23 protein-coding genes and 3 tRNA genes are annotated in these 24871 nt (G+C 59.4%); 11 read left to right on the top strand and 15 right to left on the bottom strand.

Translation table 11 applies throughout. The annotated features are described in order from the left end of the window. Positions 1 to 7: 7 nt before the first annotated feature. From GA0061100_RS08910 to GA0061100_RS08875, 8 genes are all read right to left on the bottom strand, one after another. The gene (locus tag GA0061100_RS08910; protein ID WP_028753972.1) at positions 8 to 301 is read right to left on the bottom strand and encodes a 50S ribosomal protein L23; all 294 of its coding nucleotides are present in this window, start codon (positions 299 to 301) and stop codon (positions 8 to 10) included. Continuing rightward, positions 298 to 918: a 50S ribosomal protein L4 gene (gene rplD, locus GA0061100_RS08905; RefSeq protein WP_075852343.1), complete on the bottom strand. Its 621-nt coding sequence runs from the start codon at positions 916 to 918 to the stop codon at positions 298 to 300. The genes GA0061100_RS08910 and rplD overlap by 4 nt, the downstream gene beginning before the upstream one ends. A 13-nt stretch (positions 919 to 931) precedes the next feature. Further along, a complete protein-coding gene (rplC, locus tag GA0061100_RS08900; RefSeq protein WP_075852342.1) occupies positions 932 to 1573 on the bottom strand; it encodes a 50S ribosomal protein L3 in 642 nt (213 codons plus the stop codon). 39 nt (positions 1574 to 1612) lie between these two features. Beyond that, positions 1613 to 1921, bottom strand: a complete 309-nt coding sequence (rpsJ, locus tag GA0061100_RS08895) for a 30S ribosomal protein S10 (RefSeq protein ID WP_003547547.1) — start codon at positions 1919 to 1921, stop codon at positions 1613 to 1615. Between the two features lie 309 nt (positions 1922 to 2230). Further along, positions 2231 to 3406, bottom strand: a complete 1176-nt coding sequence (gene tuf, locus GA0061100_RS08890) for an elongation factor Tu (RefSeq protein WP_075852341.1) — start codon at positions 3404 to 3406, stop codon at positions 2231 to 2233. 418 nt (positions 3407 to 3824) lie between these two features. Continuing rightward, the gene (locus GA0061100_RS08885) at positions 3825 to 4247 is read right to left on the bottom strand and encodes a DUF3597 domain-containing protein (protein WP_075852340.1); all 423 of its coding nucleotides are present in this window, start codon (positions 4245 to 4247) and stop codon (positions 3825 to 3827) included. Positions 4248 to 4421: 174 nt separating this feature from the next. Then, a tRNA-Gly gene (locus tag GA0061100_RS08880) sits at positions 4422 to 4495 on the bottom strand. Positions 4496 to 4520: 25 nt separating this feature from the next. Next, positions 4521 to 4605 (bottom strand) — tRNA-Tyr (locus GA0061100_RS08875). Positions 4606 to 4804: 199 nt separating this feature from the next. Between GA0061100_RS08875 and rlmB the strand changes: the two genes are divergently transcribed. The 3 genes from rlmB to GA0061100_RS08860 all read left to right on the top strand — a co-directional run bounded on the left by rlmB (position 4805) and on the right by GA0061100_RS08860 (position 7356). After that, positions 4805 to 5713: a 23S rRNA (guanosine(2251)-2'-O)-methyltransferase RlmB gene (gene rlmB, locus GA0061100_RS08870; protein WP_075852339.1), complete on the top strand. Its 909-nt coding sequence runs from the start codon at positions 4805 to 4807 to the stop codon at positions 5711 to 5713. A 40-nt stretch (positions 5714 to 5753) separates the two neighbouring features. Then, positions 5754 to 6443 carry an AprI/Inh family metalloprotease inhibitor gene (locus GA0061100_RS08865; RefSeq protein WP_075852338.1) on the top strand — a complete coding sequence of 230 codons (690 nt, stop codon included), beginning with the start codon at positions 5754 to 5756 and terminating at the stop codon, positions 6441 to 6443. Positions 6444 to 6561: 118 nt separating this feature from the next. Further along, positions 6562 to 7356: a class I SAM-dependent methyltransferase gene (locus GA0061100_RS08860; protein ID WP_075852337.1), complete on the top strand. Its 795-nt coding sequence runs from the start codon at positions 6562 to 6564 to the stop codon at positions 7354 to 7356. A gap of 15 nt (positions 7357 to 7371) precedes the next feature. Here the strand turns inward: GA0061100_RS08860 and GA0061100_RS08855 are convergent, their stop codons facing one another. From GA0061100_RS08855 to GA0061100_RS08845, 3 genes are all read right to left on the bottom strand, one after another. Further along, positions 7372 to 7665 carry a hypothetical protein gene (locus GA0061100_RS08855; RefSeq protein ID WP_075852336.1) on the bottom strand — a complete coding sequence of 98 codons (294 nt, stop codon included), beginning with the start codon at positions 7663 to 7665 and terminating at the stop codon, positions 7372 to 7374. A gap of 143 nt (positions 7666 to 7808) precedes the next feature. Continuing rightward, positions 7809 to 8078, bottom strand: coding sequence for a hypothetical protein (locus tag GA0061100_RS08850; protein WP_015339580.1), 270 nt, complete (start codon positions 8076 to 8078; stop codon positions 7809 to 7811). 136 nt (positions 8079 to 8214) lie between these two features. Continuing rightward, positions 8215 to 8290, bottom strand: a tRNA-Thr gene (locus tag GA0061100_RS08845). Positions 8291 to 8447: 157 nt separating this feature from the next. Here GA0061100_RS08845 and GA0061100_RS08840 point away from each other — a divergent pair. Then, positions 8448 to 9221: an NAD kinase gene (locus GA0061100_RS08840; RefSeq protein WP_075852335.1), complete on the top strand. Its 774-nt coding sequence runs from the start codon at positions 8448 to 8450 to the stop codon at positions 9219 to 9221. A 104-nt stretch (positions 9222 to 9325) separates the two neighbouring features. Here GA0061100_RS08840 and prfB read toward each other — a convergent pair. The 3 genes from prfB to GA0061100_RS08825 form a co-directional block, all read right to left on the bottom strand. Further along, positions 9326 to 10457 (bottom strand): peptide chain release factor 2 gene (prfB, locus tag GA0061100_RS08835; protein ID WP_143525395.1). Its coding sequence is split into 2 segments (ribosomal slippage): positions 9326 to 10387 and positions 10389 to 10457, totalling 1131 coding nucleotides; the frame shifts between segments, so codons are not numbered across the junction. Between the two features lie 125 nt (positions 10458 to 10582). Next, positions 10583 to 13045 (bottom strand): penicillin-binding protein 1A, encoded by a 2463-nt coding sequence (locus GA0061100_RS08830; protein ID WP_075852333.1) that lies wholly within the window; start codon positions 13043 to 13045, stop codon positions 10583 to 10585. A gap of 257 nt (positions 13046 to 13302) precedes the next feature. Then, complete coding sequence (locus GA0061100_RS08825; RefSeq protein WP_425298673.1) at positions 13303 to 14553, bottom strand: N-acetylmuramoyl-L-alanine amidase; 1251 nt, start codon at positions 14551 to 14553, stop codon at positions 13303 to 13305. Positions 14554 to 15196: 643 nt separating this feature from the next. Between GA0061100_RS08825 and GA0061100_RS08820 the strand changes: the two genes are divergently transcribed. Then, positions 15197 to 18094, top strand: a complete 2898-nt coding sequence (locus tag GA0061100_RS08820) for an Rne/Rng family ribonuclease (protein ID WP_075852331.1) — start codon at positions 15197 to 15199, stop codon at positions 18092 to 18094. Positions 18095 to 18397: 303 nt separating this feature from the next. Here the strand turns inward: GA0061100_RS08820 and GA0061100_RS08815 are convergent, their stop codons facing one another. Continuing rightward, the gene (locus tag GA0061100_RS08815; RefSeq protein ID WP_075852642.1) at positions 18398 to 19555 is read right to left on the bottom strand and encodes a pyridoxal phosphate-dependent aminotransferase; all 1158 of its coding nucleotides are present in this window, start codon (positions 19553 to 19555) and stop codon (positions 18398 to 18400) included. Positions 19556 to 19767: 212 nt separating this feature from the next. On the opposite strand from GA0061100_RS08815, the gene GA0061100_RS08810 reads away from it, so the two are divergent. The 6 genes from GA0061100_RS08810 to GA0061100_RS08785 all read left to right on the top strand — a co-directional run bounded on the left by GA0061100_RS08810 (position 19768) and on the right by GA0061100_RS08785 (position 24698). Further along, positions 19768 to 20535: a DsbA family protein gene (locus GA0061100_RS08810; protein WP_075852330.1), complete on the top strand. Its 768-nt coding sequence runs from the start codon at positions 19768 to 19770 to the stop codon at positions 20533 to 20535. Positions 20536 to 20743: 208 nt separating this feature from the next. Beyond that, positions 20744 to 21181, top strand: a complete 438-nt coding sequence (gene aroQ, locus GA0061100_RS08805) for a type II 3-dehydroquinate dehydratase (protein WP_075852329.1) — start codon at positions 20744 to 20746, stop codon at positions 21179 to 21181. A gap of 24 nt (positions 21182 to 21205) precedes the next feature. Further along, positions 21206 to 21679 (top strand): acetyl-CoA carboxylase biotin carboxyl carrier protein, encoded by a 474-nt coding sequence (gene accB / locus GA0061100_RS08800; protein ID WP_075852328.1) that lies wholly within the window; start codon positions 21206 to 21208, stop codon positions 21677 to 21679. 9 nt (positions 21680 to 21688) lie between these two features. Then, complete coding sequence (gene accC, locus GA0061100_RS08795) at positions 21689 to 23041, top strand: acetyl-CoA carboxylase biotin carboxylase subunit (protein WP_083961301.1); 1353 nt, start codon at positions 21689 to 21691, stop codon at positions 23039 to 23041. Between the two features lie 3 nt (positions 23042 to 23044). Continuing rightward, the gene (aat, locus tag GA0061100_RS08790; RefSeq protein WP_075852327.1) at positions 23045 to 23689 is read left to right on the top strand and encodes a leucyl/phenylalanyl-tRNA--protein transferase; all 645 of its coding nucleotides are present in this window, start codon (positions 23045 to 23047) and stop codon (positions 23687 to 23689) included. Between the two features lie 49 nt (positions 23690 to 23738). Then, on the top strand, positions 23739 to 24698 hold the full coding sequence (locus GA0061100_RS08785) for a DUF2167 domain-containing protein (RefSeq protein ID WP_075852326.1): 960 nt from the start codon (positions 23739 to 23741) through the stop codon (positions 24696 to 24698). Positions 24699 to 24871: the final 173 nt, after the last annotated feature.

Genomic DNA, 24871 nt, shown 5'->3' with positions numbered 1-24871 from the left:
TTATTCCTCAGAGACCGGTGGAGACGTCGATCGACTGGCCTTCGGCGAGCGTCACAACAGCCTTCTTCACGTCCTTCTGCTTGCCGACGAGACCTTTGAACCGCTTGGTCTTGCCCTTGCGCAGCAGAGTGTTGACGGCCGTAACCTTGACGCCGAACAGCGCCTCGACGGCAGCCTTGATTTCAGGCTTCGTCGCGGTCTTGGCAACGTTGAAAACAACCTGGTTATTATCCGAAACCAGCGTGGACTTTTCGGTGATCGCAGGAGAAACGATCACATCGTAATGGCGAAGATCCGTCACTTGAATCGCTCCTCTAGAGCTTCAACTGCAGCCTTGGACAGCACGAGCTTGCCGCGGCGCAGGATGTCGTAAACGTTGATGCCCTGAACCGGCAGAACATCGATGTTCGGGATGTTCTTGGCTGCGAGCTTGAAGTTGCTGTCGAGCTCAGCGCCGCCGATGAACAGAGCGTTCGTCAGGCCGAGCGTCTCGAAAGCGCCAGCGAGTGCCTTGGTCTTGGCTTCGGTTGCGACGAGATTGTCGATGACGATCACGTCTTCAGCCTTGAACTTGGCCGAGAGAGCGTGACGCAGGCCGAGGGCGCGAACCTTCTTCGGCAGATCGTGCTCGTGGCTGCGAGCGACCGGGCCGTGAGCCTTACCACCGCCGCGGAACTGCGGAGCGCGAGCCGAATGGTGACGAGCGCGGCCCGTACCCTTCTGCTTGTACATCTTGGCACCGGTGCGCGCTACGTCAGCGCGGCCCTTGGCCTGATGCGTGCCCTGCTGCTTCTTGGCAAGCTGCCAGCGAACGACGCGAGCGAGAATGTCTTCACGCGGCTCGAGGCCGAAAATCGCATCAGAAAGGGAAACCTTCCCGGCGTCTTTGCCCTCAAGAGTCTTGACGTTGAATTCCATTGATCCGGCTCCCTTACTTCGCTGCCGACTTGACGGCGTCGCGCACGATGATCCAGGCACCCTTGGAGCCGGGAACCGCACCCTTGACCAGGATCAGACCACGATCTTCGTCGGTCGATACCACTTCAAGGTTCTGCGTCGTAACGCGGGTCTGGCCCATGTGACCAGCCATCTTCTTGTTCTTGAACACCTTGCCCGGGTCCTGGCGCGAACCGGTCGAACCGTGCGAGCGGTGCGAAACCGACACACCGTGCGTGGCGCGCAGACCGCCGAAGCCGTGGCGCTTGATGGCGCCGGCAAAGCCCTTACCGATCGTCGTGCCGGTCACATCGACGAGCTGACCCGCCGTGAAGTGACCTGCGTTGAGCTCGGTGCCAACTGCGAGCAGATTGTCTTCCGTGACACGGAATTCTGCGAGCTTGGCCTTCGGCTCTACGCTTGCAACGGCGAAATGGCCGCGAAGAGCCTTCGTCGTGTTCTTAACCTTAGCCTGGCCGGCACCGAGCTGAACTGCGGTGTAGCCATTCTTTTCAACTGTGCGCTGGGCCACGACCTGGCAGCCTTCCATACGCAATACGGTAACCGGGACATGCTCGCCGGCGTCGTTATAGACGCGGGTCATTCCCACCTTCTGTGCAATCACACCTGAACGCATCGGTTCAATCCTTCTCACTCAGCTCGAGAACCAGAGGTCTCAGAGCTTGATCTCAACATCGACACCGGCGGCGAGATCGAGCTTCATCAGCGCGTCTACCGTCTGCGGGGTCGGGTCAACGATGTCGAGAAGGCGCTTGTGCGTGCGCATCTCGAACTGCTCGCGGCTCTTCTTGTCGATGTGCGGGGACCGGTTTACCGTAAACTTCTCGATACGAGTCGGAAGCGGAACGGGGCCCCGGACGCTAGCACCGGTGCGCTTCGCCGTCGACACGATCTCGCGCGTGGAAGCATCGAGAATCCGGTGATCGAACGCCTTCAGGCGAATGCGGATATTTTGGCCGTTCATTCGACGTTATCCTTGTGTTTGTTATCTCGCGTGCCTCTCGAAAAGGGCACGGATTGTTCTGTTTCCTAAGGCGGACCACCGGTTTCAAAGATCGAGAGGGACGCCAGCGACGGCATCCCCATCCACTCTTTAGGCCTTTCGGCCCACCTTATTGTTAATTTCATTGGCCGCTTCGTCATCCGAAGCAGCACGCAAATCGCGCTCGCGCGCCATTTGCAACATTTCTATGTCATAAGCAAGCGGCTACAGCCGCTTGCATCATAATATTGTCATCGAATCGGCCACTCGGATGGAGCGGCCGACTTCGAATTACTCGACGATGGAGGCAACGATGCCTGCGCCGACGGTACGGCCGCCTTCGCGGATCGCGAAGCGAAGCTTTTCTTCCATCGCGATCGGAACGATCAGCTCAACGGCAACGGTGACGTTGTCGCCAGGCATAACCATTTCCGTGCCTTCCGGAAGCGTCACGATGCCGGTCACGTCAGTCGTACGGAAGTAGAACTGCGGACGGTAGTTCGTGAAGAACGGCGTATGACGGCCGCCTTCTTCCTTCGTCAGGATGTAGGCTTCGGCCATGAACTTCTTGTGCGGCTTCACAGAGCCCGGCTTGCACAGGATCTGACCACGCTCGACGCCGTCACGGTTAACACCGCGGATCAGCGCGCCGATGTTGTCGCCGGCCTGGCCCTGGTCGAGCAGCTTGCGGAACATTTCAACGCCGGTAACCGTCGTCTTCGACGTCGGACGAATACCGACGATTTCGACTTCTTCACCAACCTTGACGATACCGCGCTCGACGCGGCCCGTCACAACCGTACCACGGCCAGAGATCGAGAACACGTCTTCGATCGGCATCAGGAACGGCTGGTCGATCGGACGCTCAGGCGTCGGGATGTAGGCGTCAACCTGAGCCATCAGCTCGCGGATCGCGTCTTCGCCGATCTTCTTGTCCGAATCTTCAAGAGCAGCAAGCGCCGAACCCTTGACAACCGGGATGTCGTCGCCCGGGAAGTCGTAGGACGACAGAAGTTCGCGAACTTCAAGCTCGACCAGCTCGAGAAGTTCGGCGTCGTCAACCTGGTCGACCTTGTTCAGGAATACGACGATCGCCGGAACGCCAACCTGGCGAGCAAGCAGGATGTGCTCGCGCGTCTGCGGCATCGGGCCGTCAGCGGCAGAGCAAACCAGGATCGCGCCGTCCATCTGGGCGGCACCCGTGATCATGTTCTTGACGTAGTCGGCGTGGCCGGGGCAGTCAACGTGCGCATAGTGACGGTTCGGCGTCTCGTATTCAACGTGGGCCGTCGAGATCGTGATGCCACGAGCCTTCTCTTCCGGAGCAGCGTCGATCTGGTCGTACGCCTTGAACTCGCCGAAGTACTTCGTGATCGCTGCCGTCAAGGACGTCTTGCCGTGGTCAACGTGACCGATCGTACCAATGTTAACGTGCGGCTTATTGCGCTCAAACTTACTCTTTGCCATTTGAATGCTTCCTATGAACGTAATGAGTGACCCCGGCGAACCGGTTTAGTGCCGCCGTTTAAGGCTTTCGTCGCGTTTGCGCAAGACTTAATTGCAGGCCCTATTTTCGACAAAGCCCGGCCGATGGCGCATGATCCGCAGCCTTCGACATTCCTTCGCCGCACAAGGTTCGCCAGCCTTTCCGGCAAAACATAAAAGCGTTCGCCGGTTCAGTCGGTTAGATAGGAGCGTTCAGGAAGGAATTCCAGATCTCCGGCGCCCGAAACCCGACCGAACATCTGATTGCCGCATAATAAAACACGCCCTCGCCCATCGGCGGGAGCGCGCAATCGTCAACCGACAATGATCGCTCATTGCCGCAGCCAGCATTGCCATCCGGCGGCGCCCGCAATGGCCGACCGCCGAGGGCGAAAGGCTATCAATCGAGAAGATCGGCCGGCACCTTGCCGCCATTGTCCGCAAGCTTCTGCAGAAGAGCCTTGTGGAGGAACATATTCATCTTGGCGGAATCGCCAGCATCGCCCGTATAGCCGAGTTCCTGTGCCAGTTCCTTGCGCTCCGAAAGGCTCGCATCCATGCCGAGCGCCTTCATCAGGTCGACGATCGAATGTTTCCAATCCAGCTTCTGGCCGCTCTTCTTGACGGCGGCGTCGAGGATCGAGGCGATATCCACCGGAGCGGACGGCGCGCTGGTGGCAGGCGAAGTTGCTGCCGTCGTCGCGGACGGAGCCGCAGGTTCCGGATTGGTTGTTGCCGCCGTGCTCTGCGAAGGTGCCGGAGCTGCCTCGGCAGCCTTGGCTTCTCCCCAGATTGCACCCTTGATCTTGTCGAAGATACCCATTTGCGCTCTCCCGTTTCGGTTGCCTGAGCAATATCTATCGCTCGCGGGGATATAAGCAACCCTTCGTGTCAAATATGCAAAGGTGGGCGGGTACACGCAGCGCGATAAGCATGCCGACACAACACTCTCTTCGTCACCGCGAAGAAGGGTCGAGAAGCTAACAAATTGAAATCTTGGAGCGGGTAGCGGGAATCGAACCCGCGTATTCAGCTTGGAAGGCTGCTGCTCTACCATTGAGCTATACCCGCGGGATGGTCAAGATCCGGCACGGAATGGTGGAGGGAGTTGGATTTGAACCAACGTAGGCTGAGCCAACGGATTTACAGTCCGTCCCCTTTAACCACTCGGGCATCCCTCCAGTTTTCCGACTGGATCTTGCGACCAAGCTTGCTAGATGTTGGCGTCGCCGCCGTCATCTGCGCCGCGTATATGACCGGACCACTTCCGTCTGTCAACACAAGGAATTGCCAAAAATGACGAAAAAATTTCAGCCTGTGGGAAAAGCCCGGCACTGAAAGAGGACTAGGCGCTCAAGATGGCGCTGGTTATAAAGCCGCATGAGCAAAGACAAATCATCCGGCCGTCAGGGCCAAGACAGCACCGCCGACGACCGCTCGGCCAAGGACACTCATTATGCAACGCTGCGGCGCGCCCATCGCGATGCCAAGCGCGAGCGCGGCGAGATCCCGACGCCGGCGCCACAGAAGCGCAAGAAGGCTGGCGCCGATGACTGGAAGCCGCCGGCGCTCGCGCCCGATCAGGTCTTTCTCTATGGCCTGCACACGGTTCGCGCGGCGCTGAGCAATCCAGAGCGCAAGAACATCAAGCTGTCCACGACGCAGAATGCGCTGGTGCGGCTGGAAGTCGGCCCGGCCGATCAACTCGGTATCCCGGTCGAGATCGTCTCGCCGCAGGATATCGACAAGGTGCTTGGCCCCGAAGCGATTCACCAAGGCGTGATGCTGGAAACGCGCCCCCTGCCCGTGCGCCGTCTCGAGGCATTGAAGGACAGTCCGCTGCTGCTGGTTCTCGATCAGGTGACGGACCCGCATAATGTCGGCGCCATCATGCGCTCGGCCGTCGCTTTCGATGCGGGTGCCGTCATCACCACGCAGCGCCACAGCCCGACCGAATCAGGTGTCATGGCAAAATCGGCCTCGGGCGCACTCGAACTCATACCCTATATACAGATCACCAATCTCGCTGATGCGCTCGCTGAGCTGCACCGGCTCGGCTTCACGACGATCGGGCTTGATTCGGAAGGCCCCGCGCCGCTCGAAGGTACCTTCAGCGGCGACAAGATAGCGCTCGTGCTCGGTTCCGAGGGCAAGGGCCTGCGCCAGAAGACGCGGGAAACAGTGAGTGCGCTTGCCCGGCTCGACATGCCGGGCGCGATCAAATCGCTCAATGTCTCGAATGCAGCCGCGATCGCGCTATATGCGACGCGGTCCTATCTCAAATCATAGCGGCGCCGTTGGCGGTCGCAGCACGTTGGGAGAATTTGCCTTGATCCGTCTTCTCGGTCTAGCGGCGGTTTCCGCCGCCTTTGCTTTGACAGCGGTCCAGCCGGCGCGCGCGGCCGATGACGAAATGGTTCAGGCGCAGGCCGGTCAATGGCTGGTCGCACCTGAAAGCGGTGCCAAGGGCTGCCGCCTGACCTTTGGAACGAACACTGCTTCCGGCGGCTACGAAATTACCGGGGCGGATGCCTGCGCGACGCCCGTGCCCGCTCTCGTCAAGGCCAAGATCTGGAATTTCACCGACGACGGTTCGCTTGCCATCGCCGATGCCGAGGGCAAATCGCTCATGCGCTTCCAGCAGGAGGAAGGCTCGCCGTGGGAAAGCGAAGGCGGCGACCCGACCTGGCTGCTGCCGGCGCTCGGCGACGTCGATCACGTGCCGACCGCCGCGAGCCTTGCCGGCGCCTGGCGCATCCAGACACCGGACGGCAAGCCTATCTGCGATATCACGCTCACCACCGACAAGGATCAGGACGGCACCGCCAAGATGTCACCGGGCAGCGACTGCGCCAGCGAAGTCGGCGACCTCAAGCTCTCCCTTTGGGCGACCGAGGGATTCGGGCTTGTCATGCTGGGCAATGACGGCTCCTCTCTCTCCTTCGATATGAAGCCCGACGGCAGCTTCCAGAAGTCCGAAGAAGAGGAAGGCGAACCGCTGCTGCTGGTCCGCAAATAAGGTGATTGAGCCATACCGAAGCGCGCTACGGCTTGACGTATCAGAAATGTGACTATGTTTTCTGAAACCGGCATGAGGCCGGCAAAGAGTGTCACATAAGCGGACAGGTGCGGCGCGCATGGTACCATCGAATATCCGAAAGTTCATTTTCCACGACCTTCGCAGCGTGGAGGGATATATCGATCCACCGGACGCACTCGTTTTTCTTTCGCTCCTCGAATCCCAGAGACAACACGGCCTTCATGGCGGCCTCGCCGAAATCGGCATCTATTTCGGACGATCCTATTTTTTGTTGAAGAAGATCGCCGCCCCCAACGAAGATGTTCTCGGCATCGATCTCTTCGACATCGGTAACATGTCGGATGGCATATCGGACCAATATCGTCTGTTTCTAGAACATGGGGATCGCCTCGGTCTGCCCGTCGATGAAGATATGCTGCTTGTCGGTGACAGCAGGACTTTTTCTGCGGAGGAGATTACCGATAGGGTCGGCACGGTGCGTTTCTTCAGTGTCGATGGCGGGCACAGCCTGCCCAATCTCGTCTCCGACAGCCACCTGGCCCGGGACACGGTTGCAGATCATGGCATCATCGTCTTCGACGATACATTCAATCCGGCCTGGCCTGAGGTGACCGTTGGCATGGCGGATTTCATCCGCGACAACGACGATGCTTTTTCGACCTTCTGCATGACGAAGTACAAAACCTACGTCTGCCGTCGCGAATTTCATGACTTCTATCGCGCGGCCATAGAGCAGGCTCCACATCTCGGAGCATTCGAATTGGCCGAAACTCATTTCCTGGGATGCGATGCCATACGCCTGCACAATCCCTTCAGCCGGCGCCTCCTCTACGAGCTTATGACGCGCTCAGGCATGGGTGCGCTCTCCGAGCGAGCCTATCGTTGCCAATAGACTAGGCAGCGGCGCTCATCTGACTACCATCGGTGCCGGATGCCAGGCCGATTGCCGCACAGGCGATCTCTCGGTGACCGGGCATCCATCCTGCAGCTTGGCCCAGGAGGTGACATTAAGATTCATCTCGCATTGCGCAAGATAGCTCTTGTCGCCCACGGTCATGCAGGCGATCTCGCCGACCGCATGCTGCTTTCCATCCGTATTTTTGCAGTAGCAATTTTCACCGGCAAATACCGGCGCGCCTGCAATCACCGCGATCACGACAAGCGGCAATCCCAAGACGACATGCCTCGATATCTTGTGCATGAACGTATCCTCACCCGCCATTGACGAGCGAAGTCTATGCCTAATTCCGGCGTTGGAAAAGCTCCGGCATTTCAGCCGATCGCAGGCCTCCGTTCCACCGCAAGCTTCTGCATGGCAAGGCAGCTCAAAACAAGGTGGCGAGATCAGTGAATCGCAGGATCAGCTTCGTCGAAGAACGACCTGATCCCATCGCGAGCGATCGTCGCCAGGAACTCATCGAACGCCTCGCGATCGGTCGCGAAGGGCTCTTCCCATTCGATCAAATCCTCTTCCGGAGTGATGACCTCCATCCTCCAGTCGGCATTGGTGCCGGCCGGGCGAAAGATATCGACCAGGACGGTCACGCCATCGTCGGTGAATTCACCCGAAAGCTCGGAGTGTTCGAGTTTAGGCTTCTTGGGCTTGCTCGGCATATGGTTCCAGGCACACGGATATAATATTGATCACTGCTACGAGCGTTTGGAACTCGTTGGCAACGACATATTATGTCACCATCGTCGGTTTTCCATACCGGAGATGAAACGATCGACGATTTTCAGGAAAAAAATCTGGTGCCCCCGGCAGGGTTCGAACCCGCGACCCCCTGATTACAAATCAGGTGCTCTACCAACTGAGCTACAAGGGCGTATCGGCATGCCAAGTAACAGATTTTGAAATCCTGTAAAGGGAAAATCGGTCGATCCACGTCAAAGCTGGGGATCGGCGATTCACCAGTTCGAGCGAAACGTCTTGTCGCGGCAAGGGAATAACATTACGTAGAATCGCCATTCAAAGGACTTTGCATGTCGCGCAATCTTCAATCCGTTTGTTTTCTCGCCTCCACCGCGCCAGAGGCTCAAGCGGCGCGGCAGGAGCTCATTCGCCTCTATGGCCAGACATCGCAGGAAGATGCAGATATCGTCGTAGCTCTCGGCGGCGACGGTTTCATGCTGCAGACGCTGCACAAGACGATGAATACGGGCAAACGCGTCTATGGCATGAACCGGGGGTCCATCGGCTTCCTGATGAACGACTACCGCACGGATGGCCTGGCTGAGCGTATCGAGGCGGCTGTCGAAAACGCGTTTCACCCCCTGCAGATGACCACGCGCAATGCCGATGGCAGCTCCTGCGTCGCGCTCGCCATCAACGAAGTCTCGCTGTTTCGCCAGTCCTATCAGACCGCAAAGCTGAAGGTGGAGATCGACGGGAGGGTCCGCCTGCCGGAGCTGATCTGCGACGGGCTAATGGTGACGACGCCGGCAGGCTCTACCGCTTACAATCTTTCCGCCCATGGCCCCATCCTGCCGCTGGAAGCGCCGCTGCTCGCCATGACGCCCGTCAGCGCCTTCCGCCCGCGCCGCTGGCGTGGTGCCCTTCTTCCGAACAAGGTGACGGTCGACATCACGGTCCTCGAAGCGGAAAAGCGTCCGGTCAACGCCGCGGCCGACAATACCGAAGTCAAATCGGTCCTCGGCATTCAGATCCGCCAGAGCGAAGACACGACGGCTCGCATCCTGTCCGATCCGGACAGGTCATGGTCGGACAGGATTCTGGCGGAACAATTTTCGGATTAAGCGGGACATCTGCGCGAGGCCCAAAAGGCCAGAGGCAGCCAGGCACAATGCACCATAAAAAAGCCCCGTCTCCGGGGCTTTTCCATGCTCGAACGGATGCGACCTTATTCGACGTCGTCGACAACGGCATCGGCAGCACCGCTAATGCGGTGTGCAAGAGCTGCTTCCATGAACTCGTTGAGATCGCCGTCCAGAACGTCGCCGGGCGCCGTGCTGGCAACGCCGGTGCGCAGATCCTTGACCAGCTGGTAGGGCTGCAGCACGTAAGAGCGGATCTGGTGACCCCAGCCGATGTCCGTCTTCGAAGCGGCTTCGGCATTGGCAGCCTCTTCCCGCTTCATCAATTCGGCCTCGTACATGCGGGCACGCAGCATGTCCCACGCCTTGGCGCGGTTCTTGTGCTGGGAACGCTCCTGCTGGCACTGCACGACGATACCGGTCGGAATATGCGTGATTCGCACGGCCGAGTCGGTCGTATTGACGTGCTGGCCGCCGGCGCCTGACGAGCGGTAGGTGTCGATGCGGCAATCGCTTTCATTGATCTCGATCTGGATCGAATCGTCGACGACCGGATAGACCCAGATAGACGAGAACGACGTGTGACGACGCGCATTGCTGTCATAGGGCGAAATGCGAACGAGGCGATGCACGCCCGATTCGGTCTTAAGCCAGCCATAGGCATTGTGACCCTTGACGAGCAGCGTCGCAGACTTGATGCCGGCTTCTTCGCCGTCATGAACTTCGAGCAGCTCCACCTTGAAGCGCTGGCGTTCGGCCCAGCGGGTGTACATGCGCAACAGCATGTTCGCCCAGTCCTGGCTCTCGGTGCCGCCGGCGCCGGAGTGGACTTCGAGGTAGGTATCGTTCGAGTCGGCCTCGCCCGACAGCATGGCTTCCACCTGCCGGCGTGCTGCTTCCGCCTTCAGGCCTTTCAGGGCGTCTTCGGCGTCGCGCACGACATCGGCATCGCCCTCTTCCTCGCCAAGTTCGATCAGCTCGATATTGTCAGCAAGCTGCTGTTCGAGGGTACGCACGCCGCCGATACCATCATCAAGCTGCTGGCGTTCGCGCATCAGCTTCTGCGCTTCGGAAGCATCGTTCCAGAGGGTCGGATCCTCTGCCTTGTTATTCAACCAGTCCAGTCGTCTTACCGCCTGATCCCAGTCAAAGATGCCTCCTCAGCAGGGTGATAGCCTGCTTGGTTTCGTCGACTATTTTCTCGATTTCGGCTCTCATGATCCTGCTTCTTCAATTCGCCGCCCAGGACGAGCGGCATTCAATTTCAAGAGTGCTGGTGACATAGATATACATGCCGCTGGTGTAAAGCCCTGCGGCATGGGGATCGGACAAATTGGAAAGGATCAGAACAGGCCGCCCGATCCGGAAGTGACAGCCTGGTTCGCCTGCGGCGAGGTACGCAGAATTTCCTCAGGCGCAACCTGTGCCGCTGCATCGCCGCCGCCAATGACCTGCAGGCTGGTGGCCGGGCCGGTGCCGGGCTTGAAGGCTTCCATGATGGCATTCGGCTCGCCGGGCTGTGCGGCCATGCCGGTCGCGCGGTTGACGGCGACCATCGTCATACCGGCCGGAACCTGGAATTTCTCGGGCGCCTCGTCCTTGGTAGCTGCCTGCATGAATTCGTTGAAGATCGGCGCCGCGAGCGCGCCGCCCGTGCCGCCGCGGCCGAGCGTGGCCGGCGTGTCATAGCCGATATAGAGGCCGGCGACGAGGCTCGGCGTGAAGCCGACGAACCAGGCATCCTTCTCATCATTGGTGGTACCGGTCTTGCCGGCGACATCGGTGTTGAGCTTGATCTTGCCGGCGGCGGTGCCGCGGATGATGACGCCCTGCATCATCGACGTGACCTGATAGGCCGTCATCGGATCGAGCACCTGTTCGCGATTGTCGGCGATGACAGGCTCGTCCTGGTTCTGCCAGGCGTTGACGTTGCAATTATCGCAGACGCGTTCCTCATGCTTGAAGATGGTCTTGCCGTAACGGTCCTGGATACGGTCGATCAGGGTCGGCTTGATCTGCTTGCCGCCATTGGCGATCACCGAATAGGCCGAAACCATGCGCAGTACCGTCGTTTCGCCGGCACCGAGCGACATGGCGAGCACCGGGTTCATGTGGTCATAGATGCCGAAGCGCTCGGCATATTCGGCAACCAGCGGCATGCCCATATCGGAAGCGAGACGGACCGTCATCAGGTTGCGCGAATGTTCGATCGCAAAGCGAAGCGTATGGACGCCACCGCCCTCGCCTTCGTAGTTCGTCGGCTTCCACACATCGCCATTGCTGAGCGTGATCTGCAGCGGGTCATCGAGAATGACCGAGGCCGGCGTATAGCCATTATCCATGGCGGCAGCGTAGACGAACGGCTTGAACGAGGAACCCGGCTGACGCTTGGCCTGCGTCGCACGGTTGAATTCCGATTGCGCATAGGAGAAGCCGCCGACCATGGCGAGCACGCGCCCGGTATGCGGGTCCATGGCAACGAGACCGCCCTGCACCTTCGGCGGCTGGCGCAGGCGATAGCTGCTCGAATCGGCATTGCCAGTCTTCTGCACGTAAATCACGTCGCCGGGGCTCAAAACGCCGCTCGGCGATTTGACCGATTTTCCACTGGCCGACCGATAGGCCCAGCGCATGTCGGCGGGAGCGATCGTGCCGCGCGTCCGCTCCGTAGATACCTTGCCGGCGGCATCGACGCGCGGCTGCAAGCCGATATCGACACCCTGATCCGATACGGAAAGGACGACAGCGACCTGCCATTCCGGCACATCACTAAGGCTTGGAACCTTGGCGAGCTCGACGCCCCAATCCTGCGAGGTGGCAATCTGCTTGAGCGGGCCGCGATAGCCGCGACGCTCGTCATAATCGACCAGACCATCCTGCAGCGCCTTGCGAGCTTCCAGCTGCATCTGCGGATCGAGCGACGTACGAACAGAAAGGCCACCTTCATAAAGGGTCTTCTCGCCATACTGGTCGATCAGCTGGCGGCGAACTTCCTCGGAGAAATAGTCGGACGCAAAGAGCGACGGGCCACTTTTCGGCGGCACGACGCCGAGCGGCTGCTTCTTTGCCTCTTCGCCGTCGCTCTGGCTGACATAGCCATTCTCGACCATGCGATCGATCACCCAGTTGCGGCGGGTCAGCGCTGCCTCGGCACGGCGGAACGGATTATAGTTCGACGGGCCTTTCGGGAGCGATGCCAGGTAGGCCGATTCGGCAATGGTCAGCTCGTTGACCGACTTGTCGAAATAGGTGAGCGCGGCGCCAGCGATACCGTAGGAATTGAGGCCGAAATAGATTTCGTTCAGGTAGAGCTCGAGGATCTTGTCCTTGCTGTAGGCCTGCTCGATGCGGAAGGAGAGAATCGCTTCCTTGATCTTACGGTCGAACGTCTGGTCGGCCGAGAGCAGGAAGTTCTTCGCGACCTGCTGCGTGATGGTGGACGCACCGACGAAGCGGCGACCGGAACCGATATTCTGCAGGTTCACGGCGACGGCGCGGATGAGACCGCCGACGTCAACGCCGGGATGGTTGTAGAAATTCTTGTCTTCCGCCGAAAGGAAAGCCGCCTTGACGCGATCGGGAATCGCTTGGATCGGCACGAAAAGCCGGTTCTCGCGCGAATATTCCTTCATCAGCGCGCCGTTGCCGGCGTGAATGCGCGTCGTTACCGGCGGCGCATATTTGGCAAGCACCTCGTAGTCGGGCAGTTCCTTCGAGACCACGCTCAGATAGATTGCAGCCGCAGCCGCTGCACCCAGAAACAGGAGGCAGCCGAGGCCAAAGAAATATCCAATCAGTCTGATCATCTGATACTACCGGTGCTTGTTCTTCATGCGGCACGTGCGCGAGATCATCGCATAGTCACGGGCGTTTTGCACGCTCGCGGCGTGAATGCAAGACGGCAATGGGACAAAGCCAGCTTCATACGCGAGCAAATGATACTTCGCTGTAACGGCGGGAATGTGAGCAAAATAGGGCTCGCCGTCGGTATTCCAATTTCATCCAATTCTAAAGTGCATCGCTGTTACATGGAAGCCACGGCGGATCGCCCTATCCAGCGCCGTCAGCCGCCGTTTGCGATAATTGATATGCGATATTGCTTCACCGCCTCCGTCAGCCGGTCGGCGACCTTCTGCCGCCAGTCGGCATCGAGCAGCAGCTTCTCATCCTCCTTGTTGGAGAGAAAGCCGAGCTCGAGCAGAATCGAGGGCACATCCGGCGCCGTCAGAACCTGAAAACCGGCGTGACGATGCGGGTTATTGATCATGGAGATCTGCCCGTTGAATGACGACAGTACATCCTGCGCCAGCGAAATGGAGAAGGCCTGGGTCTCACGGCGCGTCAGGTCCATCAGAATATCGTTGACGGCGGCAGGTTGGGTTTGGGTCTCGGCGCCTGCGATCTGATCGGAGTTGTTTTCACGATCGGCCACCTCGCCGGCGAGCCGGTCAGACGCCTTGTCCGATATGGTATAGACGGTCGCACCGCGAATATCCTTCTGCTTCAGCGTATCGGCGTGCAGCGAGATGAAGAGCGAGGCACGATTCTGCCGGGCGATCGTCACGCGTTCGGACAGGGATAGATACTGATCCTTGTCGCGCGTCAGGAAGGCCTTGATGCCGGGCTGCGCATTCAGCTTGTCGGCAAACATTTTCGCAAATGCGAGCGTGATGTCCTTTTCCTGCGTGACACCGTCCGTACCGGTCGCGCCCGCGTCGATACCGCCATGACCGGCATCGACAGCGACAAGGAATACATTCGGATCGGCCTTCTGCGTCGGCTCGACCGGGCCGACATCCTTGGCGGTATCGTCGCTCGTCCAGCTCTGCTTCTTCACCAGCTCGGCAAATTGTTCGGCCGGCAGCATCTCGGCATCGAGCACAAGGCGCTGCCCCTTGCCGTTTTCATCAGCCTGAACCTTGGCCGTGACCAGCTTTACCGGCTTCTTTGCCGTCAGCACGATACGGGCGCTGTCCGCATCCATCGTGCCATAGCGAATATCCTTGAAGAGGCCTGCCGGCTTGAGGTTGCCGGCCGGGAAGCCGAATGCCGTCGCCGGGAGATCGACGACGACGCGGACGGGATTGTCGAGATAGTGAACCGTGAAGGTGGGAGCTCGGTCCATGTCGATAACGATACGCGTGCGTGCATCGTCACCTGCAATGCGGGCGCCATAGGCAAGTACGGAATCATCCGCCGCCGCTACCGGCGCAAATGCCGAAACCGAAACCAGAATCACCAGGGCGAAGGCCGCTGCCGCAAATCGCAAAGCCTTCACGCCACTCTCCGCCACATGCCGCAATCCCTTTACCAAGTGCCCAACGCGCCCCATATTGGTTTCAGCGTTGTTTTTGAAGTCCCAATAAACGGGAACCAGGTTTGACCTGATGGCTACATCGATGATGCACCGGGAGACGAATCGACAAGACACCCTCCCGCGTTCTCATCATCCGACGAATCCATCAATATTATGGCATACTTGGCTTTTCCCTTGCTATTGTGACAGATAAAACATACAACGCATATTAGGGTAGAAGTGTTGACGGGATAGAGTCGTCGCAAAGGCAGCCGCCTCGAGTACCAGGCGCCAATAAGCGGCATTCATCCGCCGTCTGCAGTACTTCTGCTCGAAACAGTGGATATCTGAATTTCCGGTTTCAAACGGGAAATTCATCGGTGGAAAGCCACCAAACGCTCTTTAGAGAGCACATTCATCGGACCCATTTGTGGGTCTAAGGCATAGTCGATCTCGCTTGGTTACGGATGTTACCGCAGCAGCTTTTTCACAAAGTGAACAGACCCCAGGGAAATGATGCCCCGGCTGCCGTCTGGATGCTGTCATCGCCGAACCACTCGCGACTTTCATTATCCGGTGCAACAATCGCGGATCGTATCCGGCCTGTCCCAGCGACAGGCAGGCCCCCATCCGCTTGTCTGCGCCGAGGAGCACAGCTTTCATGGCAGACAAAATGCTTATCGATGCGTCTCACGAGGAAGAGACGCGCGTCGTTGTCGTTCGCGGGAACCGCATAGAAGAGTTTGACTTCGAGTCACAGCACAAGAAGCAAATTCGCGGCAACATCTATCTTGCAAAGGTAACGCGGGTAGAACCCTCGCTTCAGGCCGCTTTCGTTGACTACGGCGGCAACCGGCACGGCTTCCTGGCCTTTGCCGAAATCCATCCCGATTATTACCAGATCCCGCTTGCCGACCGTCAGGCGTTGCTGAAGGCCGAGGCCGAAGAGCATCGCCGCGACGACGATGTCGAGCATGTCGAAACGGCGCTCGATCTTTCGCAGCAGGAACAGCCCGATATCGGCATCGTGGCGAAGGAAGGCGAAGAAGCCGAGGTGCCGGCTGCGATCGGCGAAGAGGCCCCTGCCGCCGAGGCAGCGGCACCCGCCGAAGAAGCAGCTCCGGCCAAGAAGGCAAAGCCGCGCCGCAGCCGTAAGAAGGCAGTAGCAGAGGCTCCCGCCGAAGAGACCTCCGTCCCCGAAGCAACGGCTGCCGTCGATGCGCCGAGCGAGGAAGAAGAAGGTCCGTCGGGCGAAATGGCCGCTATGGTCGAAACCGATTCGATCTCCGAGGATGTCGCAACCTCCAAGCGCCGCCACGATGACGACGATGATGATGACGATCACGACCATGAAGAGGAAGTGATCGAATCCGTCGGCGCCGAAGACGCGATGGAAGAAGTTCCCGATCGCGCCCAGCGCAAGCCGCGCAAGCAGTACCGCATCCAGGAAGTCATCAAGCGTCGCCAGATCCTGCTGGTGCAGGTGGCCAAGGAAGAGCGTGGCAACAAGGGTGCAGCACTCACCACCTATCTCTCGCTCGCAGGTCGCTATTCGGTTCTGATGCCGAACACGGCACGTGGCGGCGGCATTTCCCGCAAGATCACCAATCCGCAGGACCGCAAGCGCCTGAAGGAAATCGCCAAGATGCTCGAAGTGCCGCAGGGCATGGGCGTCATCCTGCGTACCGCCGGTGCCAACCGCACCAAGGTCGAGGTCAAGCGCGATTTCGAATATCTGATGCGCCTGTGGGAAAATGTCCGCACGCTGACGCTCGCATCGACCGCTCCGTGCCTGGTCTATGAAGAAGGCAGCCTGATCAAGCGCTCGATCCGCGACCTCTACAACAAGGATATTGGCGAGATCATCGTTGCCGGCGAAGAAGGCTATCGTGAAGCGAAAGACTTCATGAAGATGCTGATGCCGAGCCACGCCAAGGTGGTTCAGCCCTACCGCGACATTCACCCGATCTTCTCGCGCTCCGGCATCGAGGCGCAGCTCGACCGTATGCTGCAGCCGCAGGTAACGCTGCGTTCCGGCGGCTACCTGATCATGAACCAGACGGAAGCGCTGGTCTCGATCGACGTCAACTCCGGCCGCTCGACCCGCGAACATTCGATCGAGGACACAGCGCTCCAGACGAACCTGGAAGCCGCCGAGGAAATCGCGCGCCAGCTTCGTCTGCGCGACCTCGCCGGCCTGATCGTCATCGACTTCATCGACATGGAAGAAAAGCGCAACAACCGCGCTGTCGAAAAGAAGCTGAAGGAATGCCTGAAGAACGACCGCGCCCGCATTCAGGTCGGCCGTATCTCGCATTTCGGCCTTCTGGAAATGTCGCGCCAGCGTATCCGCGCATCGGTTCTCGAAAGCACCACGCAGATCTGCTCGCATTGCGGCGGCACCGGCCACGTACGCTCGCAGTCTTCCGTCGCCCTGCATGTCCTGCGCGGCATCGAAGAATATCTACTCAAGAACACGACGCACGATATTACCGTGCGCACGACGCCAGATATTGCGCTCTATCTCCTTAACCACAAGCGCCAGACGATCATCGATTATGAAAGCCGCTTTGGCGTCGCCATCGTCATCGATGCCGACAACGCCGTCGGCACGCAGCACTTCGCGATCGACCGTGGCGAGCCGGTTGCCAATCCGGTAAAGATCGAAAGCCTATTCAACTTCGCAGCCATCCCGGACGATGATGACGACGATATTGTCATCGAAGCCGATGAGGATGAAGACGAAGAGCTGGAGGAAAAGGCTGTAAGCGCAGAGCAGCCTGCCGCGCGCTCCGAAAGCAATGACGGCAACCGCAAGCGCAAGCGCCGCCGCCGCCGTCGTGGCCGCGGTAACGACGGCCAGGCCGCTCCGGCTTCTGAGGACGCCTCCTTGGCCAATGTTGCCGAGGATGCAGACGGAGAAGAAGGTGATGATGACGAGGCTGATGCCGGCGCAGAAAATGCCGCATCCGCCGGCGGTGACGATGACGCGCAGCAGAAGCGCAAGCGCCGTCGTCGTGGCAAGCGTGGTGGCCGACGCAACCGTGAAAATGAAGGCAACGAACAGACTGCCGCGGGCGAGGAAGCCGGCGACGGCGAAGCCGATGAGAATGACGCCGAAGGCGGTGACGAAGCAACCGTAACGGTGGCCGAGATCGCAGTTGCCGAAGGCGAAGCCGCCGTCGAAGCACAGCCCGCCATGGCAGCGGTCGAAACGGCAGCCGTCGTCACCGAGGACGTCAAGCCCGCCAAGGGCCGCGGCCGCCGCAAGGCAAAGGCTGCCGAGGCATCGCCGGTCGAGACGCCGGCTGTCGAAGAAGTGTCCTCGGCAGATGTCGAAACCGTAGCAGTTACCGAGATCGCCGAGGTTTTGGATAATACGGCAGAGGCGACAGCGTCCGAGGATGCGGCCAAGCCGGCTCGTGCCAACCGCGAATCCAACGTTTCTTCCTCCGCTCCGGTGGTAAAGTCGACCCGCACCAATGAAGGTAGCGAAGGCGACGGAGAGCCGACCAAGCCGAAGAAGGCCGGCTGGTGGCAGCGCCGCGGCTTCTTTTAAGAAGCCCGACAGCGAATAATTTGACAAAATCCGGCCGTGGCGACGCGGCCGGATTTTTCGTTTCCATTATCCGACGTATTTGCCCGTCATGCCTAAGCACACGGCGCGAAAGCACGCCGCGGTTTTGCGACGACGACATGGGCGCAATCAAAGACCTAAAGCGCGAGAAGCGAATCTGAAAGATCGCGACGCGCTTTAGGGCGAGAGAAACGAGCCTTGGAGATTGCGACGGGCTATATGCATATGGCTTCTCGACCTGCGAAAGTGCTTTCGCAAGTTTGCCCAAGCCATTGATTGTGGATTCTATTTCAGCCAGGCGGCCATGCGTTCGGTGGCTTCTTCGATCTCTGCATTCGAGCCGGCATAGGAAATCCGCATCGCGCGGTGTCCTTCCACGGGATCAAAATCGAGGCCGGGCGTCGCAGCGACATTGATCTCCGCCAGCATCTTTCGGGCGAATGCCATGCTGTCATTCGTAAAGCGCCTGACATCGATATAGGCATAGAAGGCCCCGTCCATCGGCGAAGCAATGCGGAATCCGATTTCCGGCAGCCGGCGCATGAGGAAATCGCGGTTGCGGCCATAACTCTCGCGGTAGACGTCGAGCTCGGCACCGGCGCCGAGCGCCGCCTCAGCCGCAATCTGCGACAGTTCCGGCGCTGAAATGTAAAGGCTCTGGGCAACGCGCTCGATCGGGCGGACCAGCCGCTCCGGCAAGACCATCCAGCCGATGCGCCAGCCGGTCATGCAATAATATTTCGAGAAGGAGTTGATGACGATCGCCTCGTCGGTCAGCTCCAGCGCGCTCGTCTCCTCGCCGACGAAGGTCAGCCCATGATAGATCTCGTCGGAGATGAAGGCGATGGAGCGATCCGCACAATAATCAGCCAGCGCCTTCAAAGCCGCCCTGCTCGTCACCGTGCCTGTGGGATTGGCGGGGCTTGCGAGCAGCACGCCCTTCAGGCGCTTGCCGCTTGCAGTCTGTGCCGCCTCCAGGCTCTCGGGCGTAAGCGTAAACTGCGTTTCCTCGGTGACAGGGACCTCGACGACATCCAGGCCGAGTGCAGCCAGGATGTTGCGATAGGCCGGGTAGCCCGGCCGGGCGATGGCAACGCTATCGCCGACATCGAACAAGGTCAGGAAGGCAAGATTGAAGCCGGCCGAGGAGCCCGTCGTAATTGCAATGCGCTTCGGATCGATGCTCAGGCCGTGGCGTGCCTGGTAATGGGCGGAGAGTGCCTGCCGCAAAGCCAGAGTGCCAAGCGCATCCGTATAACCGATGCGGCCATGACCGAGAGCCGCGCGTGCTGCCTCCAAAGCCGCCTGAGGTGCGGGATGGGACGGCTGACCGACAGCCATGGAGATGACCGCGTGTCCGGCCTGGCGTCGCCGCGTCGCTTCCGCCAGCACGTCCATGGCATGAAAAGGTTCGACATCACTGCGCTTGGATAGGGAAAACAAGGTCAATTCTCTCTCGGGTCGGATAGGCAAGCGACATTTGCCGCAATATCGGCTCGTTCACAATCCTGCGATTACCGCTTTGCCGTGAAAATTCCTGTTTCTGGAAATAAGGACGCACCGTAAATTGTCGACGCATATTTGCGGATGTTAACTCAGCGGTGCTATGGCGCATCCGAGAATGACGTCTCCGCCCAGATCCAAACGAGGACCCAATGACCTTTTCTTTCAAAAGCCTGCTGACGGTTTCGGCGATTGCCCTGACAGCGTCCTTCGCCACCATCCAGCCGGCCGCCGCGCTGGACGACCAGCAGAAGAAGGAAATCGGGGATTTCATCAAGGAATATCTCGTCGAGCATCCAGAGGTGCTGCTGGATGCGCAGGCCGCGCTCGAAAAGAAGCAGGATGAGGCCCGCATTGCGCAGTCGTCCCAGGTGATCACCCAGAACAAGGATGCGATCTTCAACTCCAAGGACGACGTGGCGATCGGCAATCCGAAGGGTGACATCACCGTCGTCGAGTTCTTCGACTATAACTGCACCTATTGCCGTCACGCGCTCGGCGACATGGACACGCTCCTGAAGCAAGACAAGAACGTCCGCTTCGTCCTGAAAGAATTCCCGATCCTCGGTCAGGATTCGGTTGCCGCGTCCCGGGTTTCCGGCGCGTTCCGCCTGCTGGCGCCTGAAAAATATGCCGAATTCCACCACAAGCTGCTCAGCAGCGACGGCCGCGCCTCCGAAGATACCGCCATCGAGGTCGCAACCTCGCTCGGCGTCAGCGAAGCCGCCATCCGCGCCGAAATGGCAAAAGCGCCGAACACCGACATGATCAAGGCGACCTACCAGCTTGCCACCGATCTTGGCGTCAACGGCACGCCAGCCTATGTCATCGGCAACGAGATGGTTTCCGGCGCGATCGGGCTCGATGCCATCAAGGAGAAGATCGCCAACGTTCGCAGCTGCGGCAAAACGAGCTGCTGAACAGCGCAAAAATCCACCCTCAAAAGCGGGGAGGCAAAGAGCCTATCCGCTTTTTTGAGAGCTTCGGAACGACGCCGCGGCATGGCATGGCGCAAAAATGCCAAAATCACGGCGTTTCCACACCTAGAGGCACGCAACCTTCGCACCAGGGCTTTCCTACAGAGCCTTGGGAGTCTATAGGTTGCGCTGCACTTTGACGGAACCTCTGATGGCGCAAACTATTTTCGTCCTTAACGGACCCAATTTGAATGCTCTCGGCAAGCGCGAGCCGGGCATCTATGGCGGCAAGACGCTCAAGGATATCGAAGCCGACTGCAAGTCCGCCGGTGAAAGCCTGGGCTTCATCGTCGATTTCCGCCAGAGCAATCACGAAGGCGTGCTGGTCGACTGGATGCACGAAGCTGGCGACAAGGCCGTCGGCGTCGCAATCAATCCCGGCGCCTATGGTCATACGTCGATCGCGCTGCATGATGCGATCCGCGCCATCTCCATTCCCGTGGTGGAGGTGCATATCTCCAATATCCACGCACGCGAAGAATTCCGGCACAAATCGATGATCGCGCCCGCTGCAAAGGGCATGATCTGCGGTTTCGGACCTTATGGCTACATCCTGGCGCTTCATGCGCTTAAATCCATCACCCAATAACAAAAATACAGGGCAAGAAATCCAATGGCTGAAAAGAAATCGGGTATCGACCAGGCGCTGATTCGCGATCTCGCCAATATTCTCAACGACACGGATCTGACCGAGATCGAAGTCGAACAGGAAGATCTGCGCATCCGCGTGTCGCGTGCCGGCACGACCCAATATGTCCAGGCTCCGATTGCTGCGCCGGCCGCTTACGCCGCTCCTGCTGCCGTTGCAGCAGCGCCGGCCGCCGCCGCTCCCGCAGGCAAGACCCGCAATCCCGACAACGTCGTCAGCGCGCCGATGGTCGGCACCGCGTATCTGGCGCCGGCACCAGGCTCTGCTGCCTTCATTCAGGTCGGCGCAGCCGTCAAGGAAGGCCAGACGCTGCTGATCATCGAAGCAATGAAGACGATGAACCAGATTCCGGCGCCGAAGTCCGGTACGGTTACCGAAATCCTCGTTCAGGACGGCCGTCCGGTCGAGTACGGCGAAGCCCTGGTCGTCATCGAGTAAGGTCGGCCCATGCCCATTATTTCGAAGATTCTCATAGCCAACCGCGGAGAGATCGCTCTGCGCGTGCTGCGCGCCTGCAAGGAGCTTGGCATTGCGACCGTTGCGGTGCATTCGACCGCTGATGGCGACGCGATGCATGTGCGCCTGGCGGATGAAAGCGTTTGCATCGGCCCGCCGCCGTCGCGCGACAGCTATCTCAACATCCACCAGATTGTCGCCGCTTGTGAAATCACCGGCGCTGACGCCGTGCATCCCGGCTATGGCTTCCTTTCGGAAAATGCCAAGTTCGCCGATATTCTCGATGCGCACGGCATCACCTTCATCGGCCCGACGGCGGAGCATATCCGCATCATGGGCGACAAGATCACCGCCAAGACCACGGCACAGCAGCTCGGCATTCCGGTTGTTCCCGGCTCCGACGGCGAAGTGAAGACCGAGGAGGAGGCGCTGAAGACGGCGCGCGAGATCGGCTATCCGGTGCTCATCAAGGCAACCGCCGGCGGCGGCGGCCGTGGCATGAAGGTCGCCCGCACGGAAGAAGACCTGATCGAGGCCTGGTCGACGGCCCGCACGGAGGCCGCAGCCGCCTTCGGCAACGAATCCGTCTACATGGAAAAGTACCTCGGCAAGCCGCGCCACATCGAAATCCAGGTGTTCGGTGACGGCGAAGGCAATGCGATCCATCTCGGCGAACGCGACTGCTCGCTGCAGCGCCGCCACCAGAAGGTTTGGGAAGAAGCCAACTCTCCGGCTCTCAACGTCGAGCAGCGCATGAAGATCGGCAAGATCTGCGCCGACGCGATGAAGAAGCTGAAGTACCGCGGCGCCGGCACGATCGAGTTCCTCTACGAGAACGGCGAGTTCTATTTCATCGAAATGAACACCCGCCTGCAGGTGGAACATCCGGTCACGGAAGCCATTACCGGCATCGACCTCGTGCACGAGCAGATCCGCGTTGCCTCCGGCGGCGGTCTCTCGGTGACGCAGGATGAAGTGCATTTCCATGGCCATGCCATCGAATGCCGCATCAATGCCGAAGATGCCCGCACCTTCGTCCCCTCGCCCGGCACGATCACGCATTTCCATGCGCCTGGCGGCCTTGGCGTTCGTATCGATTCCGGTGCCTATCAGGGTTACAAGATCCCTCCCTACTACGACAGCCTGATCGGCAAGCTGATCGTGCATGGGCGCACCCGCGTCGAATGCATGATGCGCCTGCGCCGCGCGCTCGACGAATTCGTGGTGGACGGCATCAAGACCACCCTGCCGCTCTTCCAGGATCTGGTTTCCAATCAGGATATCGCCAACGGCGATTACGATATCCATTGGCTGGAAAACTACCTGGCGAAGACATCGGCCTAGCCTGTGCCCGGAGCGCGCGGCAAACGTCCCGGCATTACCCCGGAGATTTTGTTGCGCGCCTATTCCATCGGCCTTTTCCCGATGGCTGAATCGGCAGACGACCCGGAAATCTTCTGGGTCGAGCCGGAATTGCGGGGCATCATCCCGCTCGATACGTTTCACGTCTCCAAGAGCCTCGCCAAGAAGATCCGCCAAAACCCCTTCCACATCCGCTTCGACACGGATTTCGAGGCAGTGATCGCTGCCTGCGCCGAAGAGACGAGCAACCGCCCCAGCACCTGGATCAATGATACGATCCGCTCGCTCTATGCCACCCTGCACCATCTCGGCCACGCCCATTCCGTCGAGGCCTGGGACGGCGATAGGCTTGTCGGCGGTCTCTACGGCGTTTCGCTGGGGTCCGCCTTCTTCGGGGAAAGCATGTTTTCCCGCCGCACGGACGCTTCCAAGATCTGTCTCGTCTATCTCGTCCAACGTCTGCGCGAACGCGGCTTCACCCTGCTCGACACCCAATTCACCACCGAGCACCTGAAGACATTCGGTGCGATCGACGTACCGAAGGATGCCTATTCCACGATGTTGGAAAAGGCGATGGAATCGCCCAATCTCAGCTTCTCCGACGGTGGAAATCTACCCGAGATGAATTGATTCCAGGCAGGACTGCCCTAAGTTCGGCACAACAGCCGAGGGTAGAATAGTGAAGAATCATATTGCAATTGTCTTTCTCGCCGCGTTGACGATCACGACGCAAGCCGACGCCAAATCATTCCATGATATGTTCGGAGCTGAGCCGCCTGCGGGCGATGAAGGCACCGTACTGAAAACACTGGATTTCCAGCAGGGCGCGATCAAGCTTTCCGGAGCAAATGCAACGCTGAACGTCTCCGACCAGTTCTACTATCTCAATCCGCAGGATTCGAAGAAGGTGCTGGTCGAGCTGTGGGGCAATCCGGAAGATTCGGTCGGCAGTCCGCTCGGCATGATCTTCCCGGCGAAGTATCCGCCGACCGACCCGCATTCCTGGGGCTCGGTCATCGACTATGACGGCAGCGGTTATGTCTCCGACGAGGATGCCGCATCGACTGATTACGACGATCTGCTGAAGAAAATCCAGGCGGCGATCAAGGAAGCAAACCCCGCGCGCGAACAGCAGGGCTTCGATCCGATCACGCTGGTCGGCTGGGCGGAGCCACCGCATTACGACAAAGCGACGCATGCCCTGCACTGGGCGCGCGATCTGATCTTCGGCAAGGACCCGAACGCCGGCCACACGCTGAACTATTCCGTGCGCGTGCTGGGGCGCGAAGGCGTCACCGAACTCGATTTCGTTGCCGGGCTGGATCAGCTGCAGGAAATCAATGCCGCCATCCCCAACGTCATCAACACCGTGCAATATGACAGCGGCAAACGCTATGCCGATTTTGCCAATGGCGACAAGATCGCGGCCTACAGCATGGCGGGCATGATCGCCGCCGGCGCCGGCGTGAAGATCGCGGCAAAGCTTGGTTTCCTTGCGATCGTTCTCGGCTTCTTCAAGAGCTTCGGCGTTGCCCTTCTCGCGCTGAAGAAAGGCCTCATCGTCGTGCTGGCGGGTGTTGTCGCGGCCGGACGCAAGATCCTTGGTCTGTTTCGCCGGAAAGGGAATACCGACGCGTGAAGCAATCCAGGCCTGACGTTCTTTGCATCTTCAAATCCTGATTGTGGTCTGCTATCCCTGCTCGCGAAGAGCTTTGGTGCGTAGAGGTTCCACTTTGCCGTCGTAAATACCGGTCTCATCCAAATCACCCAGTGCATCGGGGCGGCATAACGCCTCCCGGTGCATATTCATGT

It is taken from the genome of Martinezella hainanensis (assembly GCF_900094555.1).
GTDB classification, from domain to species: Bacteria; Pseudomonadota; Alphaproteobacteria; order Rhizobiales; family Rhizobiaceae; genus Rhizobium; species Rhizobium hainanense.
The sequence above is the reverse complement of the archived record's forward strand: the minus strand, read 5'-3'. Positions and strand labels throughout refer to the sequence as shown.

Excerpts from the sequence above, each read along its gene's own strand:
- GA0061100_RS08885 (WP_075852340.1), bottom strand. The coding sequence starts at position 4,247 with ATGGGTATCTTCGACAAGATCAAGGGTGCAATCTGGGGAGAAGCCAAG.
- GA0061100_RS08850 (WP_015339580.1), bottom strand. The coding sequence starts at position 8,078 with ATGCCGAGCAAGCCCAAGAAGCCTAAACTCGAACACTCCGAGCTTTCG.
- accB (WP_075852328.1), top strand. The coding sequence starts at position 21,206 with ATGGCTGAAAAGAAATCGGGTATCGACCAGGCGCTGATTCGCGATCTC.
- GA0061100_RS08855 (WP_075852336.1), bottom strand. The coding sequence starts at position 7,665 with ATGCACAAGATATCGAGGCATGTCGTCTTGGGATTGCCGCTTGTCGTG.
- GA0061100_RS08820 (WP_075852331.1), top strand. The coding sequence starts at position 15,197 with ATGGCAGACAAAATGCTTATCGATGCGTCTCACGAGGAAGAGACGCGC.
- GA0061100_RS08830 (WP_075852333.1), bottom strand. The coding sequence starts at position 13,045 with ATGATCAGACTGATTGGATATTTCTTTGGCCTCGGCTGCCTCCTGTTT.
- GA0061100_RS08860 (WP_075852337.1), top strand. The coding sequence starts at position 6,562 with ATGGTACCATCGAATATCCGAAAGTTCATTTTCCACGACCTTCGCAGC.
- rpsJ (WP_003547547.1), bottom strand. The coding sequence starts at position 1,921 with ATGAACGGCCAAAATATCCGCATTCGCCTGAAGGCGTTCGATCACCGG.
- rplC (WP_075852342.1), bottom strand. The coding sequence starts at position 1,573 with ATGCGTTCAGGTGTGATTGCACAGAAGGTGGGAATGACCCGCGTCTAT.
- GA0061100_RS08840 (WP_075852335.1), top strand. The coding sequence starts at position 8,448 with ATGTCGCGCAATCTTCAATCCGTTTGTTTTCTCGCCTCCACCGCGCCA.
- aroQ (WP_075852329.1), top strand. The coding sequence starts at position 20,744 with ATGGCGCAAACTATTTTCGTCCTTAACGGACCCAATTTGAATGCTCTC.
- rlmB (WP_075852339.1), top strand. The coding sequence starts at position 4,805 with ATGAGCAAAGACAAATCATCCGGCCGTCAGGGCCAAGACAGCACCGCC.
- tuf (WP_075852341.1), bottom strand. The coding sequence starts at position 3,406 with ATGGCAAAGAGTAAGTTTGAGCGCAATAAGCCGCACGTTAACATTGGT.
- rplD (WP_075852343.1), bottom strand. The coding sequence starts at position 918 with ATGGAATTCAACGTCAAGACTCTTGAGGGCAAAGACGCCGGGAAGGTT.
- accC (WP_083961301.1), top strand. The coding sequence starts at position 21,689 with ATGCCCATTATTTCGAAGATTCTCATAGCCAACCGCGGAGAGATCGCT.
- GA0061100_RS08810 (WP_075852330.1), top strand. The coding sequence starts at position 19,768 with ATGACCTTTTCTTTCAAAAGCCTGCTGACGGTTTCGGCGATTGCCCTG.